The 17,743-nt window shown below is 74.4% G+C and carries 17 protein-coding genes; 8 read left to right on the forward strand and 9 right to left on the reverse strand.

Translation table 11 applies throughout. The features are described from left to right. Positions 1-106: 106 nt before the first annotated feature. The 8 genes from ACFWH7_RS08655 to ACFWH7_RS08690 all read right to left on the reverse strand — a co-directional run bounded on the left by ACFWH7_RS08655 (position 107) and on the right by ACFWH7_RS08690 (position 7,761). A complete protein-coding gene (locus tag ACFWH7_RS08655) occupies positions 107-1,210 on the reverse strand; it encodes an LLM class flavin-dependent oxidoreductase (RefSeq protein ID WP_378216095.1) in 1,104 nt (367 codons plus the stop codon). 209 nt (positions 1,211-1,419) lie between these two features. Beyond that, a complete protein-coding gene (locus ACFWH7_RS08660; protein ID WP_378216096.1) occupies positions 1,420-1,719 on the reverse strand; it encodes a hypothetical protein in 300 nt (99 codons plus the stop codon). A 168-nt stretch (positions 1,720-1,887) separates the two neighbouring features. Next, positions 1,888-3,537: a bifunctional phosphatase PAP2/diacylglycerol kinase family protein gene (locus tag ACFWH7_RS08665; RefSeq protein ID WP_378216097.1), complete on the reverse strand. Its 1,650-nt coding sequence runs from the start codon at positions 3,535-3,537 to the stop codon at positions 1,888-1,890. 70 nt (positions 3,538-3,607) lie between these two features. Beyond that, the gene (locus ACFWH7_RS08670) at positions 3,608-4,108 is read right to left on the reverse strand and encodes a hypothetical protein (protein ID WP_378216098.1); all 501 of its coding nucleotides are present in this window, start codon (positions 4,106-4,108) and stop codon (positions 3,608-3,610) included. A 123-nt stretch (positions 4,109-4,231) separates the two neighbouring features. Continuing rightward, complete coding sequence (locus ACFWH7_RS08675; protein ID WP_378216099.1) at positions 4,232-5,116, reverse strand: metal ABC transporter permease; 885 nt, start codon at positions 5,114-5,116, stop codon at positions 4,232-4,234. Continuing rightward, the gene (locus tag ACFWH7_RS08680; RefSeq protein ID WP_378216100.1) at positions 5,113-5,877 is read right to left on the reverse strand and encodes a metal ABC transporter ATP-binding protein; all 765 of its coding nucleotides are present in this window, start codon (positions 5,875-5,877) and stop codon (positions 5,113-5,115) included. Before ACFWH7_RS08680 ends, ACFWH7_RS08675 begins: the two co-directional genes overlap by 4 nt. Further along, on the reverse strand, positions 5,874-6,851 hold the full coding sequence (locus ACFWH7_RS08685; protein ID WP_378216101.1) for a metal ABC transporter substrate-binding protein: 978 nt from the start codon (positions 6,849-6,851) through the stop codon (positions 5,874-5,876). The genes ACFWH7_RS08680 and ACFWH7_RS08685 overlap by 4 nt, the downstream gene beginning before the upstream one ends. A gap of 106 nt (positions 6,852-6,957) precedes the next feature. Beyond that, positions 6,958-7,761, reverse strand: a complete 804-nt coding sequence (locus ACFWH7_RS08690; RefSeq protein ID WP_378216102.1) for an IclR family transcriptional regulator — start codon at positions 7,759-7,761, stop codon at positions 6,958-6,960. Between the two features lie 34 nt (positions 7,762-7,795). Here ACFWH7_RS08690 and ACFWH7_RS08695 point away from each other — a divergent pair, with 34 nt between their 5' ends. Further along, a complete protein-coding gene (locus tag ACFWH7_RS08695) occupies positions 7,796-8,329 on the forward strand; it encodes a helix-turn-helix transcriptional regulator (protein ID WP_378216103.1) in 534 nt (177 codons plus the stop codon). Positions 8,330-8,339: 10 nt separating this feature from the next. Beyond that, positions 8,340-8,750: a VOC family protein gene (locus ACFWH7_RS08700; RefSeq protein ID WP_087470262.1), complete on the forward strand. Its 411-nt coding sequence runs from the start codon at positions 8,340-8,342 to the stop codon at positions 8,748-8,750. Between the two features lie 6 nt (positions 8,751-8,756). Here the strand turns inward: ACFWH7_RS08700 and ACFWH7_RS08705 are convergent, their stop codons facing one another. Beyond that, a complete protein-coding gene (locus tag ACFWH7_RS08705; protein WP_378216104.1) occupies positions 8,757-9,677 on the reverse strand; it encodes a LysR family transcriptional regulator in 921 nt (306 codons plus the stop codon). A 132-nt stretch (positions 9,678-9,809) separates the two neighbouring features. Here ACFWH7_RS08705 and ACFWH7_RS08710 point away from each other — a divergent pair, with 132 nt between their 5' ends. From ACFWH7_RS08710 to ACFWH7_RS08735, 6 genes are all read left to right on the forward strand, one after another. Continuing rightward, the gene (locus tag ACFWH7_RS08710; RefSeq protein WP_378216105.1) at positions 9,810-10,100 is read left to right on the forward strand and encodes a hypothetical protein; all 291 of its coding nucleotides are present in this window, start codon (positions 9,810-9,812) and stop codon (positions 10,098-10,100) included. A 111-nt stretch (positions 10,101-10,211) separates the two neighbouring features. Beyond that, positions 10,212-10,685, forward strand: a complete 474-nt coding sequence (locus tag ACFWH7_RS08715; RefSeq protein WP_378216106.1) for a nitroreductase family deazaflavin-dependent oxidoreductase — start codon at positions 10,212-10,214, stop codon at positions 10,683-10,685. Between the two features lie 187 nt (positions 10,686-10,872). Next, entirely contained in the window at positions 10,873-13,257 is a 2,385-nt protein-coding gene (locus ACFWH7_RS08720; protein WP_378216107.1) for an ATP-binding cassette domain-containing protein, read from the forward strand. 6 nt (positions 13,258-13,263) lie between these two features. Then, the gene (locus ACFWH7_RS08725) at positions 13,264-14,142 is read left to right on the forward strand and encodes an alpha/beta fold hydrolase (protein WP_378216108.1); all 879 of its coding nucleotides are present in this window, start codon (positions 13,264-13,266) and stop codon (positions 14,140-14,142) included. Between the two features lie 88 nt (positions 14,143-14,230). Further along, complete coding sequence (gene hutH / locus ACFWH7_RS08730; RefSeq protein WP_378216109.1) at positions 14,231-15,913, forward strand: histidine ammonia-lyase; 1,683 nt, start codon at positions 14,231-14,233, stop codon at positions 15,911-15,913. Positions 15,914-15,939: 26 nt separating this feature from the next. Beyond that, positions 15,940-17,643 (forward strand): urocanate hydratase, encoded by a 1,704-nt coding sequence (locus tag ACFWH7_RS08735; RefSeq protein WP_378216110.1) that lies wholly within the window; start codon positions 15,940-15,942, stop codon positions 17,641-17,643. Positions 17,644-17,743: the final 100 nt, after the last annotated feature.

Below are 17,743 nucleotides of genomic sequence, written 5' to 3' on the forward strand. Positions count from 1 at the left end.
ACCCCGCCCCCCCCCCCCCCACACCCCTCGCTGGCGTCTTTTGGGGGCGTGGCGGACCAAGCCTGGTGGGCGCCGGGCGCAGGGGCGGGTGGCGCGGGGGCGGGGCTCAGCCCTCCGCGAGGAGCTCGCGCACGCGCGGGATGACCTGCGTGCCGTAGAGCTCGATGCTGCGGAGCATGGCCGAGTGGGGGAGCGTGCCGGTCGAGTACTTGAGGTCGAACCGGCCGGCTCCGAGGAGCCGCACCGTCCGGGCGATCTTGCGCGCGACCGTCTCGGGCGAGCCGACGTAGAGCGACCCGTCACGCACGTCGTGGGCGAAGCGCCCGCGGTGGTAGGCGGGCCAGCCTCGCTCGCGGCCGATGCGGTTGTTCATCGCCGCGAAGTGCTCGTAGACCTCCTCCTGCGCCTGCTCGTCCGAGCCGGCGACGTGGCCGGGCGAGTGGACCCCGACCGGCAGCACCGGGTTGCCGAGCTCCTCGACGGCGCGGTGGTAGAGGTCCACGTAGGGACGGAACCGCTCGGGCTCGCCGCCGATGATCGCGAGCATGAGGCCGAGCCCGTGCCGCGCGGTCCGCACGACCGACTCGGGCGAGCCGCCCACGCCCACCCACGTGCGGAGCCGACCGCTCTCCGTCTTGGGCCAGACCTCCTGGTCGGCGAGCCCGGCGCGGGTCGTGCCCGACCACGTGACCGGGCCCTCGTCGAGCAGGTGCACGAACAGGTCAAGCTTCTCCTCGAACAGCACCTCGTAGTCGGCGAGGTCGTACCCGAACAGCGGGAACGACTCGATGAACGACCCGCGCCCGAGGATGACCTCCGCGCGCCCGCCGGACAGCGCGTCGAGCGTCGAGAACCGCTCGAACACCCGCACCGGGTCGTCCGAGCTGAGCACGGTCACCGCCGACCCGAGCCGGATGCGCGACGTCCGCGTCGCGATCCCCGCGAGCACGACCTCCGGCGCGCTGATGGCGAAGTCCGCGCGGTGGTGCTCCCCGACACCGAAGAAGTCGACGCCCACCTGGTCCGCGAGCACCGCCTCCTCGACGACGTCGCGGATGGTGCGCGCCCCGCTGAGCAGCGCGCCGTCCGGGCCGGCGGTGACGTCGCCGAACGTGTCGAGGCCGAGCTCGACGGTCGCGGGGCCCGACGGCGGCCCGGCGGTGGTGCCCTCGGGTCCGGCGAAGGTCGGGGGAGTCGTGTCGTCGGTCATCGTCTGCTCCTGCGGTCGGGCGACCGTCGGCGGACCGGTGCTCTCACCGGCGGCGCGGTCGTGCGCCGTCTCAACCGTGCCCGGCCGTCGCTTCTTCCGCGACCCGTCGGACGCCGCTGGACAGGTCTCGAAACGCGGCGACGGCCGCCGTCCTGTGGGGACGACGGCCGTCGGGTCCGCGGCGCCGGCGGTCCGCCGACGCGGGGACGTCAGTACGTCGAGACGTCGCCGCTCGCGAGGAGGGCTGCGAACGCGACGACGTAGAGGATGGTGCCGATGACGCCGAGCACCGTGAAGATGATGCTGAGGATCAGGCCCCACTTGGCGAGCTGGTTGTCGAAGCCCGCCTCCTTGCTCTTCTTGCGCGCGATGGCGCTCACGACGATGCCGGCGATCGCGAAGACGAACGCGAGCACGAAGCCCACGATGCCGAGGGTCTTGCCCGGGTCCTCGATCGGGGCGGCGTAGCCGGCGGGTGCCTGGGGGGCGGCAGGGTACTGCTGGGCCATGGTTGTTCTGCTTTCTGGGTGGGCCGACGTGGCCGAGTTCGACGTGGCGCGGACTGGTGCCGTCCGCGCGACTGCGGGGCTCATTCTGGGGCATCCCGTGTGTGTCTGAACAGGGGGAGTTCTCCCCGATGTCAGTGAAAGAGAGACAAAACCGACACAAGCGACCGGCTACCCGGCGGTGGAGTCGCTCGGGGCGTAGAGACGGAGCGCGCCGCGCCGCATCGTGAGACGGACGGTGACGGGTGCGGCACCCGCGGTCCCGTCGAGGGGGAGCGTCTCACCGTCGTGCGCGAGGACCACGGGCGGCGCCGTGCCGGCGCCGGGCGAGGTCACGCCGTCGGGCACGGGCGGTCCGTCCGGCCCGACCACGGCGCCGTGCGCGGGGAACCGCAGCTCGAGCGTCGGGACGTCCGTCGCGTCGACGACCAGATGGCTCCGGACGCCGGGCACCCGGCGCGCGACCCGCGTCCCCGTGTCGCCTGCGGCCACCTCGAGGAACGTGCGCAGCCGGCTCGCGCGCCGCTCGGCGCGGGCGGTACGGACGTCGAGCACGCCGTCGTCGAGGCGGTGTCGCTCGACGGGGGCGAGGCTCTGCGGGAAGTAGCGGTTGACGCCCGCGAAGAGCGACCAGTACTCGCCCTCGTGTCCCTCGACCGCCATCCGCACGCGGTGGGCCCGCCGCAGCACGCGTGCCGCGGCGAGCACCGCCGCCGGCCACTTGCCCAGGCGGTGCTCGTGCTTCTCACGCTCCGTGACGAGCTCCGGGTACACCCCGGCGGAGAACGTGTTGAGCACCGTCCGCGGCGGACCGTCGTGCCCGTCGACCTCGAGGTCCGCGACGTCGATCGTCACGCCCGAGCCCGTGCGGACCGCGTCTGCCGTCGCCGTCATGGACGTGAGGTCGGCGGCACGCGCGAAGTGGTTGAGCGTCCCGCCCGGGAAGACGGCGAGCGGGAGGTCGTGCGCGCGGGCGGCCGCGGCGGCCGTCGCGACGGTCCCGTCGCCACCGCTGATGCCGAGCGCCCGGGCGCCACGTCCGGCGGCCGCGTCGAAGAGGCCCCGGAGGTCGTCGCCCTCGCCGAGCACGTGCACCTCGGCGCGCGGCAGGTGCGCGCGCACTGCGGCGAGCGGGTCCTCCTTGAGCACGCGGCCCGATCCCGCCGCCGGGTTGACGACGACGAACAGCCCCACGCCGTCGTCGAGCGCCGGGACGACGGCGGGCGGGCCGGCGGGGACGTCGGGGCCGCGCTCGGCCCGGCCGGGCACGAGGACGCGACCGACGAGCGCGACCCCCGCCCCGAGCGCGGCGCCCGCGGCGACGTCGGAGAACCAGTGCGACCCGGTGTGGAGCCGCGAGTACATCACCGCGCCGGCGAGCGGGGCGAGCGCGAGGCCCAGCGACGGCCACTCGATCGCGACGCCCGCGACGAACGCCGCCGCCGACGCCGAGTGGCCGGACGGGAACGACGGCGAGGTCGGCGGGTCGGCAAGCCGGCGCCACAGGGGGAGCGGTTCGAGCGAGGGGCGCTCGCCGCCGAACACGGTCTTGCCGACGACGTTCGCCAGGAGGCTCGAGACGAGCAGCGAGCCGTAGCCGCGCAGCGCCGCCTCGCGCCCGCGCCTGCCGGTCGCGGCGATCCCGAGTGCCGTACCCGCCCACAGCACGCTGTGGTCGGCCGCGGTCGACAGGCGCGAGAGCGCGGCGTCCGCGATGGGGCCCAGAGCGCGACGGTTGGTCCAGCCGTTGACCGCGCGGTCGAGCCGGGCGACTCCGGGGAATGCCTCGTGCGGCTTGACGATCCCGGTGAGGCGAGGCATCTCGCCATCGTAGGAAGCGTCACGACGGACCGCGCGGCGGCGGTCGATCTCGCGAGGCCAGGTGGCGGGGTCAGACCCCCGCGCGGCTCGTCTCGCCGCGGAGCACGTCGATGTGGGCCTGGAGCCGCTCGAGCGCGACGGCGACGCCCTCGCCCGCGTCGTGCGCGAGGTCGGTCACGTGCCGGAGCTGCGCGGACGCCGCATCGAGCGCGACCTGCGCGTCGGCCAGCGCGACGGCGGCGCGGCCGTCGGCGGCCTCGTCGCCGTCGGTCGCGCGGTCGAGCGCGGAACGGGCCTCGTCCGTCGCGGCCTGGACCGACTCGACGGCGTCGAGCACGTCGTTGCGGAGCACGGGGTGGAGGGCGGGGAGCTGGGCGTGGACGCGGTCGAGGTCGTCACCGATGGTCTCGGTCTGGACCTGCGCGTCCGCGATGAGCTGCTGGACCTCGGCGGCGGTCGCGGTCGAGCACATCGGGAGCATCATGGCCAGCGCGAGCAGGCTCGCCGCGGCGAACCGGGCAGACGTGCGCGTGCGCTGCGGCGTCGTGGGCTCGCTCGTCCTCGCTGACATGGCACCCAGTCTCCCGGTCGAACCTGAGAAGAGCCAGGGAATCGTGGGCGAATTCATGGAGATTTCGCACACAGCGCACGTGGGCGACAGGTCCGGAACGGGCGCGGGCCCGCCGGGCGGAGCTCAGACCCGGACGAGGCGGCGGCGTCGTGCGGCGGCCACGCGGGTCCCGATCAGGCCGTGGCGAGGGCTGAACAGGTACGCGAGGGCGAACGCGACGCCGAGCGCGACGACGACGGTGCCGCCCGACGCGGTGTCGAGGTAGTAGCTCACGTAGATCCCGACCACCCCGCACACCGCCGCGACGAGCGGCGAGATCCACAGCATCCGCGAGAACCGGTCGGTGAGCAGGTAGGCCGTCGCGCCGGGCGTGATGAGCAGCGCGACGACGAGGACCACGCCGACCGCCTGGAGCGCGACGACGACGGTCAGTGCGAGCAGCCCGAGGAGCAGCGCGCCGAGCCGGCGCGGGGACAGGCCGATCGCGTGGGCGTGGGTCGGGTCGAACGCGTACAGCGTGAGGTCGCGCCGCTTGAGCACGACGACGGCGAGCGTCACCGCACCGAGGATCAGCACCTGGAGCAGGTCGGCGCGCGACACCCCGAGGAGGTTGCCGAACAGGATGTGGTTGAGGTCGGTCTGGCTCGGCGTGACCGAGATGAGGACGAGACCGAGCGCGAAGAGCGTCGTGAACACGACGCCGATGGCCGCGTCCTCCTTCACGCGGCTCGTGTCCCTGACCGCGCCGATGAGCAGGACCGCGAGCAGCCCGAAGACGAGGGCCCCGAGCGCGAACGGCGCCCCGACGACGTACGCGAGCACGACGCCGGGCAGCACGGCGTGCGAGACGGCGTCGCCCATGAGCGACCACCCGACGAGCACGAGCCAGCAGGACAGCACGCCGCACACGATCCCCGCGGTGACCGTGACGGCGAGCGCGGTGCGCAGGAACTCGAACGACAGCGGCTCGGTGAGCCGTTCGACGAGCACGGCGAGGAGGTCGGTCACGGGGCCACCTCCACGCCGAACGCGAGCGCGAGGTTCTCCGGCCGCAGGACCTCCGCGGGCGTCGAGTGCAGCAGGACGCGCTGCTGGAGCAGCACCGCCTCGTCCGCGAGCTCGGGCAGCGCGTGCAGGTCGTGGGTCGAGACGAGGACGGTCGCGCCACCCGCCGCGAGCTCGCGCAGCAGCGCGGTGATCGTGGCCTCCGTGCGCTTGTCCACGCCCGCGAACGGCTCGTCGAGCAGCAGGATCGTCGCGCCCTGCGCGAGCCCGCGCGCGACGAACGCGCGCTTGCGCTGCCCACCCGAGAGCGCGCCGATCTGCCGGTCCGCGAGGTCGGTGAGCTCGACGCGCTCCAGCGCGTGCGCGACGGCGTCGCGGTCGGCGGGCCGCGTGCGCCGCGTGAACCCCTGGTAGCCGTAGCGGCCGGTCATGACGACGTCGCGCACGCTCAGCGGGAACGCCCAGTCCACGTCCTCGCTCTGCGGCACGTACCCCACGGCCTGGGCGCGCCGGGCGCGCGCCGGGGGTGCGCCGTCGACCAGCACGGTGCCGCGGTCCGGGCGCACCATGCCCATGACCGCCTTGAAGAGCGTCGACTTGCCCGACCCGTTCATGCCCACGAGCCCGCACACGGTGCCCGGCCCGTGCGCGGACCCCAGGGCGAGGGTCGCGCCGTCGAGCGCGAGGACGCCGCCGTAGTGGACGGTGAGGTCGCGCACGTCGATCGCGGGCGTGCCCGACGGCGTCCGCTCGCCCGCGCTCACGCGTCGCCCTCCGCCGTCGTCCCGGCGAGACCCGCGACGACGGTCTCCGTGTCGTGCCGCAAGAGGTCGAGGTACGTCGGCACCGGGCCGCCGGGCTCCGAGAGCGAGTCGACGTAGAGCGTGCCGCCGAACGCCGCCCCCGACTCGTGGGCCACCTGGCGCATCGCCTTGTCCGAGACCGTGGACTCGCAGAACACGGCCGGCACGTCGTGCTCCTCGACGAACTCGATCGCGCTCACGACGGACTGCGGCGTCGCCTGCTGCTCGGCGTTGACGGCCCACAGGTACCGCTCGGTGAGGCCCGCGTCGCGCGCGAGGTAGGAGAACGCGCCCTCGCACGTCACGAGCGCGCGGTGGCTCTCGGGGAGCGCGTGGAGAGCATCGGTCAGCTCGTCGTGCACGGCGGCGAGCTCGGCCGAGTACGCCGCGGCGTTGGCCGCGTAGTCGTCGGCGTGCGCGGGGTCGAGCTCGGCGAACGCGTCGGCCATGTTCTGCACGTAGAGCTGCCCGTTCACGGGCGACATCCACGCGTGCGGGTTGTCCTTGCCCTGGTACTCCTCGGCGGTGTCGTCGCCGAGCGCGATCGGGTCGACGCCCTCGCTGACGACGACGTGCGGCACGTCCAGCCCGTCGACGAACCGCCCGAACCACGCCTCGAGCCCCATGCCGTTGTCGAGGATCAGGTCGGCGTCCGCCGCCTTGCGGATGTCGCCCGGCGTCGGCTCGTAGCCATGGATCTCCGCGCCGACCTTCGTGATCGACTCGACGCGCAGGTGATCGCCCGCGACGTTCTGCGCCATGTCCGCGAGCACGGTGAACGTCGTGAGGACGACGGGCCGACCGTCGTCGACGGCGGCCTCGCCGCCCGCGTCCGTCCCGGCGGAGCACCCGGCGATCACGATCGCGGCCAACGCCGCCAGCGCTGCGCCGCGAGCGGCGCGCCTTCCGGCCATCCGGGACACAAAGTTCGGCATACCGAAAAATCTAGTCCGACGACCCGTCACACGCAACGGCCACCTTGGCGGGGGAAGGGCACCCAGCGACGGCCGAACCGCGGTCGCCCGAGGTAGAACCAGAGTTCTACGTCGGCGGACCAGGGCTCGGCCTCGTAGGACCGGGGTGCTCCCTCGCGCCGAGGCGGCGGCTGACCTCGGCGGCGGCGCGACCGACGGCGGCGGCGAGCTCGGCGCGGCGGGCGGGCGGGGCGTCGTCGGCCCAGAACGTGAGGGCGATGCCGGCGACGGGGAGGCCGGTGTGGTCCACCGCGGCGTGGGCGACGGACGCGAGGCCGGGGGTGACCTCGCCGTCCTCCTCGGCCCAGCCGCGCCGTCGGACGCCGCGCAGGACCTCGCGCAGGGCGCTGAGGGACTGCGGTCCGACGCCGGTGCGGTCGGCGAACGCGGCGGCGCTCGGGAAGAGCGCGCGGACCTGGGCGGCAGGCAGGCCGGCGAGCACGGCGCGCCCGCTCGCGGTGAGGTGGGCGGGGAGGCGGACGTCGACGTCCGTCACGAGCGTGGGGCGGCGCGGTGCGCGCTGCTCGACGAGGTAGAGGACCTCGCGACCGTTGAGGACGGCGAGGTGGGCGCTCTCGCCGGTCGTCTCGACGAGGCGCGCGACGACGGGGCGTGCGAGGCGCGCGAGCGGCGCCTGGCGCGCGTACGCGGACCCGAGCGCGAGCGACGCCGTGCCGAGCCCGTACCGGTGCTCCTCGGGGAGGTGGGTCACGAAGCCCTCGTCCACGAGGACGGACAGCAGGTGGTAGACGGTCGAGCGGGGGAGGCCGAGGCCCTGCGCGACGGCGGCCGCGGGCGACGGGCCGGCCTGCGCGGCGAGGTACGTGAGCACGCGGACGGCCTGGCGCGCGGCGGGGACGTCGCTCGGCATGGAGACCACGGTAGGCGCGTGGCACGATCGAGGCGTGACGACCCTGCCCGACGACCAGCGCCTGCGCGACCTCGCGCGGCTGCGGCGCGTGCGGGACCGGATCGACCGCGAGTACGCGCAGCCGCTCGACGTCGCGGCGCTCGCGGCCGGCGTGCACGTGTCGGCGGGGCACCTGAGCCGCGAGTTCAAGGCCGCCTACGGGGAGTCGGTGTACGCGTACCTCATGACGCGGCGCATCGAGCGCGCGAAGGCGCTGCTGCGCCGCGGCGACCTGAGCGTCACGGACGTGTGCTTCGCCGTGGGGTGCTCGTCGCTGGGAACCTTCAGCACGCGGTTCACCGAGCTCGTGGGCGTACCGCCGAGCGTCTACCGGCGCCGCGCGGCGGAACCCGACGCCGCGTCTCCCGCGCCCGTGGAGTCCCGGACGGCCGCGACGGCCGCCTCACGCGGCACCGAGACCGGCACCGACCCCGGTGCGGAGCGCCTCGACGGGATGCCGGCGTGCGTCGCGCGGCGCGTCACGCGACCGGTCAGGAATCGAGAAGCGCGGGCAGGACGACGGTCCTAGCGTCGTTCCCATGAACCTCACCATCAACTCCAGCTTCCTGCCCCAGACCGACCCCGACGCCTCGCTGGCCTTCTACCGCGACGTCCTCGGCTTCGAGATCCGCAACGACGTCGGCTACGAGGGGATGCGGTGGATCACCGTGGGCCCGGCCGACCAGCCGGACACGGCGATCGTGCTGCACCCGCCGGCCGCGACGCCGGGCCTCAGCGACGACGACAAGCGCGCGCTCCTGGAGATCGTCGCGAAGGGCGCGTACTTCGGCGTGAACCTCGCGACGCCGGACGTCGACGAGACGTTCGCGCGGATCGAGGCGGCGGGGGCGGAGGTCGTGCAGGAGCCGATCGACCAGCCCTACGGCGTCCGCGACTGCGCGTTCCGCGACCCCGCGGGCAACGAGATCCGCATCCAGCAGCGCCGCTGAGGGTCGTCAGACCCGGCCGCTCGACCCCGCGGCCTCGAGGTCGAGCGTCAGCGCGAGCGGACCGAGCTCGGCCGCGACCTGCGAGAACTCGGCGACGAGCGGGGGGATCGGCCCGGCGCGCCGGACGAGTCCCCAGCGCAGCACCGGCCGCTCGTCGAGCGGCACGTAGGCCACGTCCGAGCGCTCGAGGTACCGGATGCCCTGGGCGCACGCGACCGCGACGCCGTCGCCGGACATCACGCGCCACAGCACCTCCTCGCGCGTCGGGGTGGTGCCGCCGCGGTCGGGCTCGCTGCGGGGGACGGGGCTGACGGCGGCCTCCCAGTAGTCGGGGACGGGCAGCCCCGAGGGCAGGACGTTCTCGTCGGCCAGCTCCGCGACGGACACCGACGAGCGCGTGGCGAGCGGGTGCGTCCGCCCCACGGCGAGCACGATCGGCTCGGTGAAGGTCACCGGGCCGACGGCGAGGTCCCTCTCCTCGACGGGCAGCCACAGGAGCGCGACGTCGACCTCGCCCTCGCGCAGGAGGCGGAAGGGCTCGTCGATGCGGACCTCGCGCATGCGGAGGTCGACGTGCGGGTTGCGGGCGCGGAACAGGGCCGTGACGGGAGCGAGCTCCTGCCAGAGCGGCCCCATGACGCCGAACGTCAGGGTCTCGCGCGCCGCCCGCGCGGTGCTCGCCGCGGACTCGACGCCCTCGAGGATCCTGCGGTACCCGGCCTCGAGGTCGGCGCGGAGCTGCTCCCCGAGGGGCGTGAGCGTGACGCGCCGGCTGGTGCGCTCGAACAGGGGCGCGCCGATCCGGCGCTCCTGCTTGGCGATCGCCTGGCTCACCCGGGGCGCGGACACGTGCAGGCGCTCGGCCGTGCGCCCGAAGTGCAGCTCCTCGGCGAGGGTCAGGAAGATCTCGATGTCGCGCAGCTCCACCCGACGATCGTCGCGTTCGTTAACCCCGGGCGCAACCACCGTTACGGGATCGGCCGTTGTTCGCGCGACCGCCCGGCGCGAGCCTGGAAGGGCACGGCGAGAGGCGCCGGGCGGGATCGGGAGGAGACGACCATGTCCGTCGTCAGGACGCACCGGTACACGGTGGAGACGGGCCGGCTGGCCCAGATGCTCGAGCAGCGCAGCGCGCTGATCCAGGGGCTGCGCGCGGCGAACCCCGCGTTCACCGCGGCCACGCTCGTCCGGCTGGAGGACGGGACGTACCTCGACATCTGGCGGTGGGACTCGGCCGCCGCGATGCGGACGGCGGCGCAGGCCGCGCGCGACGTCCCGCTCGTCGGGGCGACGCTCGGCCTCACCACCGACCACGAGGCGCTCGACGGCGAGGTGCTGGACGAGCGGTGAGGACCGCCGTCGTCCCCGGCCGCCACGGCGGGGGACGACGGTCCGGACGGGCGGCCGCGACCGACGCGGCCACGCAGGGTACGGCTGGACCGACGCAGGAGGAGCAGGACGATGAGCACAGAAGGACGGACGACGAACGGCGCGGGCCGCGCCCCGGGGACGCCGGGACGGTTCTCGCGCTGGATGCAGCGCCGCTCGAACGCGCGGCTCGTGCGCAAGGTCCGTGGCGGCAAGGCCACGTTCATGGGGATGGACGTCCTCGTGCTGCACACGGTCGGTCGCCGCAGCCGCGCGCCGCGCGAGACGCCGCTCATGTGGCTGCCGGACGAGGGCGACGCCGTCCTCGTCGTGGCCTCGGGAGGCGGCAGCCGCAACCCGGACTGGCACGCCAACCTCGCGGCGCACCCCGACGACGTCGCGATCGAGCTGCCCGGGCGCGCGCCCGTCCCGGCGACGCCGCACGAGCTCGACGGCGCGGACCGGGAGCGCGCGTGGCAGCGCGTCGCGACGGCGCAGCCGCGCATCGCGAAGTACCAGAGCAAGGCCGAACGGCAGTACCCGCTCGTGCGGCTCACGCCGCGGTGAGTTCCGCCCGCACGGCCGGTCCTGACACAGGACGGCCGCGCGGCGCAGCAGGATCCACGCGCCGGAACGACCGGCTCTCGGGCAGACTTTCACCGGGCTGCCGAGGTCGGACGGTCGGCGCCGTCGACCGGCCAGCCGACCGCATCAGCGGTGGCCGCGCGACGAGGCTCGACGACGAGGAGACACGATGAGCACGGCAACGACGACGGGAACGCAGACCTCGGTGCCCCAGGACCCCGACGCGCACGATGTCATCCGCGTCCAGGGGGCGCGGGCGAACAACCTCCAGGACGTGAGCGTCGAGATCCCCAAGCGGCGCCTCACGGTGTTCACGGGCGTCTCGGGCTCCGGCAAGAGCTCGCTCGTGTTCGACACGGTCGCGGCCGAGTCGCAGCGCCTCATCAACGAGACGTACCCGGCGTTCCTTCAAGGCTTCATGCCCACGCTCGACCGCCCCGACGTCGACATGCTCGAGGGGCTCACGACGGCGATCGTGGTGGACCAGGAGCGCCTGGGCGCGAACCCGCGCTCCACGGTGGGCACGGTGACTGACGCCAACGCGATCCTGCGGGTGCTGTTCAGCCGGTTCGGCGAGCCGCAGGTGGGGCCGCCCACGGCGTTCTCCTTCAACATCCCCGCGCGCAAGGCGAGCGGCATCATGACGTCGGCGACGGGCGAGAAGACGATCGTCCGCAACGCGATCTACCACGGCGGCATGTGCCCGCGGTGCGAGGGGCGCGGCGCGGTCTCGGACCTCGACCTCACGGAGATCTTCGACGACTCCAAGTCGCTGCTCGACGGCGCGATCAAGGTCCCGGGGTACACCGCCGACGGGTGGATGGTGCGCGGGTTCGCCGAGTCGGGGTTCTTCCCGGGCGACCGGCCGATCCGCGAGTTCACCGACCAGCAGATGCAGGACTTCCTCTACAAGGAGCCCACCAAGATCAAGGCGATGGGGATCAACGTCACCTACGAGGGGCTCATCCCCAAGATCCAGAAGTCGATGTTCTCCAAGGACGTGGACTCGCTCCAGCCGCACGTCCGCGCGTTCGTCGAGCGCGCCGCGACGTTCGCGCCGTGCCCCGACTGCGGCGGGACGCGACTGTCGGAGTCGGCACGCTCCTCGAAGATCCGCGGCGTGAACATCGCCGACCTGTGCGCGATGCAGATCACCGACCTCGCCGCGTGGATCCGGGACCTCGACGACCCGCACATGGCGCCCGTCGTCAACGCGCTCGGCGACAACCTCGCGTCGTTCGTCGAGCTCGGGCTGGGCTACCTCAGCCTCGACCGGCCGTCGGGCACGCTGTCGGGCGGCGAGTCGCAGCGCATCAAGATGCTGCGCCACCTCGGGTCGTCGCTCACCGACGTCACCTACGTGTTCGACGAGCCGACGATCGGCCTGCACCCGCACGACATCGACCGCATGAACGGCCTCCTGCTCCAGCTGCGCGACAAGGGCAACACGGTGCTCGTCGTCGAGCACAAGCCGGAGACGATCGTCGTCGCGGACCACGTCGTCGACCTCGGCCCGGGGGCGGGCACGGCCGGCGGGCACGTGACGTTCGAGGGCACGGTCGACGGGCTCCGGGCGAGCGACACCGTGACGGGACACCACCTCGACGACCGGGCGACGATCAAGGACCAGGTGCGGACGCCGTCGGGCGCTCTGGAGGTCCGCGGCGCGGACGCGCACAACCTCCAGGACGTCGACGTCGACATCCCGCTCGGCGTGCTCGTCGTCGTGACGGGCGTGGCCGGGTCGGGCAAGAGCTCCCTCATCGAGGGCTCGGTCTCGCGGCGCGAGGACGTCGTGACGATCGACCAGGGCGCCGTGCGGGGGTCGCGCCGCAGCAACCCCGCGACGTACACAGGCCTGCTGGAGCCCATCCGCAAGGCGTTCGCCAAGGCCAACGGCGTCAAGCCGGCCCTGTTCAGCGCGAACTCCGAGGGCGCGTGCCCCGAGTGCAAGGGCGCGGGCGTCATCTACACCGAGCTCGGCTTCATGGAGACCGTCTCGACCCCGTGCGAGGACTGCGGGGGCCGCCGGTTCCAGGCCGCGGTGCTCGACTACACGCTCGGCGGGCTGAACATCGCCGACGTGCTGGACCTCCCGGTCGCGAAGGCGCGCGAGTTCTTCTCGTCCGGCGAGGCCAAGGTGCCTGCTGCGAAGGCGATCCTCGAGCGCCTCGACGACGTCGGCCTCGGGTACGTGAGCCTCGGCCAGCCGCTCACGACCCTGTCCGGCGGCGAGCGCCAGCGCCTCAAGCTCGCCACCCACCTCGGCGACAAGGGCGGCGTGATCGTCCTCGACGAGCCGACGACGGGCCTGCACCTCGCCGACGTGCAGAACCTCCTCGGCCTGCTCGACCGGATCGTCGACTCGGGCAAGTCGGTGATCGTCATCGAGCACCACCAGGCGGTCATGGCGCACGCGGACTGGATCATCGACCTCGGTCCCGGTGCCGGGCACGACGGCGGCACGATCGTCTTCGAGGGCACCCCGGCCGACCTCGTGGCCGCGCGGTCCACGCTCACGGGCGAGCACCTCGCCGCGTACGTGGGCTCCTGACCCGGCATGGACGGACCAGGTGCGCCCCGGGACCACGGACGCACGTCGTCGAGCACGCTCACCAGGACGCTGGAGTGGAGCGGCCGACGCGTCGCGTGGGACCGGCTGGGGTCCGGCCCGCCGCTCGTGATGCTGCACGGGACGCCGTGGTCGTCATGGCTCTGGCGCCCGTACGCGGAGGAGCTGTCGTCGCGCTTCACGGTCTACCTGTGGGACATGCCCGGCTACGGCGTCTCCTCGAAGGATCCCGAGCACGACGTGGGCCTCGGCACGCAGGGCCTGCTCTTCGCCGACCTCCTGCGGACGTGGGGGCTGGACGCGCCGCACGTCGTCGCGCACGACGTCGGCGGGGCGGTGGCCCTGCGGGCGCGCCTGCTGCACGGGGCACGGTTCGCCTCGCTCTGCCTCGTCGACGTGGTGGCGCTCTCCCCGTGGGGATCGCCCTTCTTCCGGCTCGTCCGGGACAACGCCGACGTGTTCGCCCGGGTCCCGGCCGGCGTGCACGAGGGGATCGTGGGTGCTTACGTCGCCGGCGCGAGCCACCGCGGGCTCTCGGCGGCCGAGCGGGAGGCGCTCGTGGCGCCCTGGACCGGGCCAGAGGGCCAGGCCGCGTTCTACCGGCAGATCGCCCAGGCGGACGAACGCTTCACGGACGAGGTCGAGCCCCTCTACGGCACGCTCACCGAGCCGGTGCACGTCGTCTGGGGCACCGAGGACACGTGGATCCCCGTGGACCGTGCCGATCGGCTGCGCGCCGCGGTACCCGGCTCGTCGGTCCGGCGGATCCCCGGCGCGGGGCACCTGGTCCAGCTCGACGCCCCGGTCGCGCTGGCCGCCGAGCTCGCGGCGTGGACCTCCGCGGTCGCCGGCGGTCCGCCGGCCTGAGAGACCCTGCGGTGGTTGTCTGAGATCCCAGACCGAACCTGCAGCGCGGGCCTGTCGGCGGGCCCGGAGCACGGTGTGTGCTGACGGCATGGTGACGACGACGCATCCCCCGGCGGCCCTGGGCGGGACCACTGGCCGCCCCGGCTCGACGACGCGCACCGTCGAGGTGGGCGCCGGACCGCTGACGATCGAGGACGTCGTCGACGTCGCGCGGCACGGCGCGCGCGTCCGTCTCGCCGACGCGGCGGTCGAGGCGATGGCGGCGAGCCGGGCCGTCGTCGAGGGGCTCGCGGACGACGACCGCCCGCACTACGGCGTCTCGACCGGGTTCGGTGCGCTCGCCCGGCGGCACATCCCGGTCGAGCGGCGCGCACAGCTCCAGCTCAGCCTCGTGCGGTCGCACGCCGCGGGCTCCGGGCGGGAGGTCGAGCGCGAGGTCGTGCGCGCGCTCCAGCTCCTGCGGCTCGCGACCCTGGCGACCGGGCGGACCGGGGCGCGCCCCGTCGTCGCGCAGACGTACGCCGCGATGCTCGACGCCGGGGTCACGCCCGTGGTGCGCGAGTTCGGCTCGCTCGGCTGCTCGGGCGACCTGGCACCGCTCGCGCACGTGGCGCTCGCGGCGCTGGGCGAGGGCGAGGCCCGGGACGCGACGGGCGCCCTCGTGCCGGCCGCGGACGCGCTCGCCGCGGCCGGGGTGGCGCCGCTCGCGCTGCGCGAGAAGGAGGGCCTCGCGCTCATCAACGGCACGGACGGCATGCTCGGCATGCTCGCGCTCGCGCTGCACGACCTGCGGTCCCTGCTCACGACGGCCGACGTCGCGGCGGCGGCGAGCGTCGAGGCGCTGCTCGGCTCGGACGCGCCGTTCGCCGCAGACCTCGTGGCGATGCGCCCGCACCCCGGCCAGGCGGCGTCGGCCGCGAACCTGCGCGCCCTGCTCGACGGCTCGCCCGTCGTCGCGAGCCACCGCACGCTCGACGCCGACGGCCGTCCGGAGTGCACGCGCGTGCAGGACGCGTACTCGCTGCGGTGCGCGCCCCAGGTGCACGGCGCCGCGCGCGACACGCTCGACCACGCGGCCGCCGTCGCACGCCGCGAGCTCGCAGCGGCGATCGACAACCCGGTCGTCACGGTGGACGGGCGCGTGGAGTCGAACGGCAACTTCCACGGGGCCCCGATCGCGTACGTGCTCGACTTCCTCGCGATCGCCGCGGCCGACGTCGCGAGCATGAGCGAGCGCCGCACGGACCGGTTCCTCGACAAGGCCCGGAACGAGGGCCTGCCGCCGTTCCTCGCCGACGACCCGGGCGTCGACTCGGGCCTCATGATCGCGCAGTACACGGCGGCGGGGATCGTCTCGGAGCTCAAGCGCCTCGCGGTGCCGTCGAGCGTCGACTCGATCCCGTCGTCGGCCATGCAGGAGGACCACGTGTCGATGGGGTGGGCGGGTGCGCGCAAGCTCCGCCGCGCCGTCGACGGCCTCGGCCGCGTGCTCGCGATCGAGCTCCTCACCGCGACACGCGCCCTGGACCTCCGCTGCGCCCCCGACCCGTCAGCACCCCGCGGGCCGTCCGACCCGTCCACCGCTGACGGCTCAACGGCGTCGCTGGTGCCCGCGCGGGGGACCGGTGCGGTGCGTGACCTCGTGCGCACCGTCGTCGCCGGTCCCGGCCCGGACCGGTACCTCTCGCCCGAGATCGAGGCCGTCACCCGTCTCGTCACGACCGGTGCCGTGACCGCGGCGGCGAGCGCCGCCGTCGGGCACCTGGCCTGAGACCCCTACCCGCGAAGGAGCGACCCGTGGCACAGCAGCAGACCCACCGACTCGGCACGCCCGTCCCCGTCCGCGCCCCGCGCGGCACGACCCTCACCGCGCGGTCGTGGCAGACCGAGGCGCCGCTGCGGATGCTCATGAACAACCTCGACCCGGAGGTCGCGGAGCGGCCCGACGACCTCGTCGTCTATGGCGGCACCGGCCGGGCGGCGCGCGACTGGCCGAGCTACCACGCGATCGTCCGCACCCTCACGACGCTGGCCGACGACGAGACGCTCCTCGTGCAGTCGGGCAAGCCGGTCGGGGTGCTGCGGACGCACGAGTGGGCGCCGCGCGTGCTGCTCGGGAACAGCAACCTCGTGGGGGACTGGGCGACGTGGCCCGAGTTCCGGCGGCTCGAGGCCATGGGCCTGACGATGTACGGCCAGATGACGGCCGGGTCGTGGATCTACATCGGCGCGCAGGGCATCCTCCAGGGCACGTACGAGACGCTCGCCGCGGTCGCCGCGAAGCTCGCCGCCCGTCAGGGCGGGCAGGGGCTCAGTGGGGGGACCCTCGCCGGGACGCTGACCCTCACGGGCGGGTGCGGCGGCATGGGTGGGGCGCAGCCGCTCGCGGTGACGCTCAACGGCGGGGCGTGCCTCGTGGTCGACGTCGACCGGTCGCGCCTCGACCGCCGCGTCCGGGAGCGGTACCTCGACATGGTCGCGGACGACCTCGACGCCGCGGTCCGGCTCGTCGAGGACGCGCGGCGCGGGCGCCGGGCGCTGTCGGTGGGGGTCGAGGGGAACAGCGCGACGGTCGTGCCGGAGCTGCTGCGGCGCGGGGTCGAGGTCGACGTCGTCACGGACCAGACATCGGCGCACGACCCGTTGTCGTACCTGCCGGTCGGGGTGGCGGTCGACGAGTGGGCCGACTACGCGGCGGCCAAGCCCGACGAATTCACCGACCGCGCGCGCGAGTCCATGGCGCGGCACGTCGAGGGCATGGTGGGCTTTCTCGACGCGGGTGCCGAGGTCTTCGACTACGGCAACTCGATCCGCGACGAGGCGCGTCGGGGCGGGTACGACCGGGCGTTCGACTTCCCGGGGTTCGTGCCCGCGTACATCCGGCCGCTGTTCGCGCAGGGCAAGGGCCCGTTCCGGTGGGCCGCGCTGTCGGGCGACCCGCGTGACATCGCCGCGACCGACGCCGCCGTGCTCGACCTGTTCGACGACGACCACCTGCACCGCTGGATCCGCGCCGCCCAGGGCCGGGTCGCGTTCCAGGGCCTGCCCGCGCGCATCTGCTGGCTCGGGCACGGCGAGCGCGACCGCGCGGGCCTGGCGTTCAACGACCTCGTGGCGTCGGGCGCGGTGAGCGCGCCGGTCGTCATCGGCCGCGACCACCTCGACGCCGGGTCCGTCGCGTCCCCGTACCGCGAGACCGAGGCCATGGCCGACGGCTCCGACGCGATCGCCGACTGGCCGCTGCTCAACGCGCTCACGGCGGCGTCGTCGGGCGCGACGTGGGTCTCGATCCACCACGGCGGCGGCGTCGGCATGGGCCGGTCGATCCACGCGGGCCAGGTGTCCGTCGCGGACGGCACGCCGCTCGCCGCGGCGAAGCTCGCGCGCGTGCTGTCGAACGACCCCGGCCTCGGCGTGCTGCGCCACGTCGACGCGGGCTACGACGACGCCGTCACCGCGGCCGAGCGCGGCGGCCTCCGCGTCCCGACGCGGGAGTCCTGATGGGCCACCCCCCGGTGGGGGGGACCCGCTGGAGAGTGGGGTGGGGGGGGGGGGCGGGGAGGCGCACCCCAGAGGGCGGAGGCGGGGGGGAGGGACGGCC

Source organism: Cellulosimicrobium cellulans (genome assembly GCF_042723955.1).
GTDB classification, from domain to species: domain Bacteria; phylum Actinomycetota; class Actinomycetes; order Actinomycetales; family Cellulomonadaceae; genus Cellulosimicrobium; species Cellulosimicrobium cellulans_H.

Bases quoted from the DNA above. Each gene is read 5' to 3' on its own strand.
- ACFWH7_RS08665 (WP_378216097.1), bottom strand. From the start codon at position 3,537: ATGCCTCGCCTCACCGGGATCGTCAAGCCGCACGAGGCATTCCCCGGA.
- ACFWH7_RS08715 (WP_378216106.1), top strand. From the start codon at position 10,212: ATGAGCACAGAAGGACGGACGACGAACGGCGCGGGCCGCGCCCCGGGG.
- ACFWH7_RS08700 (WP_087470262.1), top strand. From the start codon at position 8,340: ATGAACCTCACCATCAACTCCAGCTTCCTGCCCCAGACCGACCCCGAC.
- ACFWH7_RS08655 (WP_378216095.1), bottom strand. From the start codon at position 1,210: ATGACCGACGACACGACTCCCCCGACCTTCGCCGGACCCGAGGGCACC.
- ACFWH7_RS08720 (WP_378216107.1), top strand. From the start codon at position 10,873: ATGAGCACGGCAACGACGACGGGAACGCAGACCTCGGTGCCCCAGGAC.
- ACFWH7_RS08670 (WP_378216098.1), bottom strand. From the start codon at position 4,108: ATGTCAGCGAGGACGAGCGAGCCCACGACGCCGCAGCGCACGCGCACG.
- ACFWH7_RS08685 (WP_378216101.1), bottom strand. From the start codon at position 6,851: ATGCCGAACTTTGTGTCCCGGATGGCCGGAAGGCGCGCCGCTCGCGGC.
- ACFWH7_RS08725 (WP_378216108.1), top strand. From the start codon at position 13,264: ATGGACGGACCAGGTGCGCCCCGGGACCACGGACGCACGTCGTCGAGC.
- hutH (WP_378216109.1), top strand. From the start codon at position 14,231: ATGGTGACGACGACGCATCCCCCGGCGGCCCTGGGCGGGACCACTGGC.
- ACFWH7_RS08690 (WP_378216102.1), bottom strand. From the start codon at position 7,761: ATGCCGAGCGACGTCCCCGCCGCGCGCCAGGCCGTCCGCGTGCTCACG.
- ACFWH7_RS08710 (WP_378216105.1), top strand. From the start codon at position 9,810: ATGTCCGTCGTCAGGACGCACCGGTACACGGTGGAGACGGGCCGGCTG.
- ACFWH7_RS08660 (WP_378216096.1), bottom strand. From the start codon at position 1,719: ATGGCCCAGCAGTACCCTGCCGCCCCCCAGGCACCCGCCGGCTACGCC.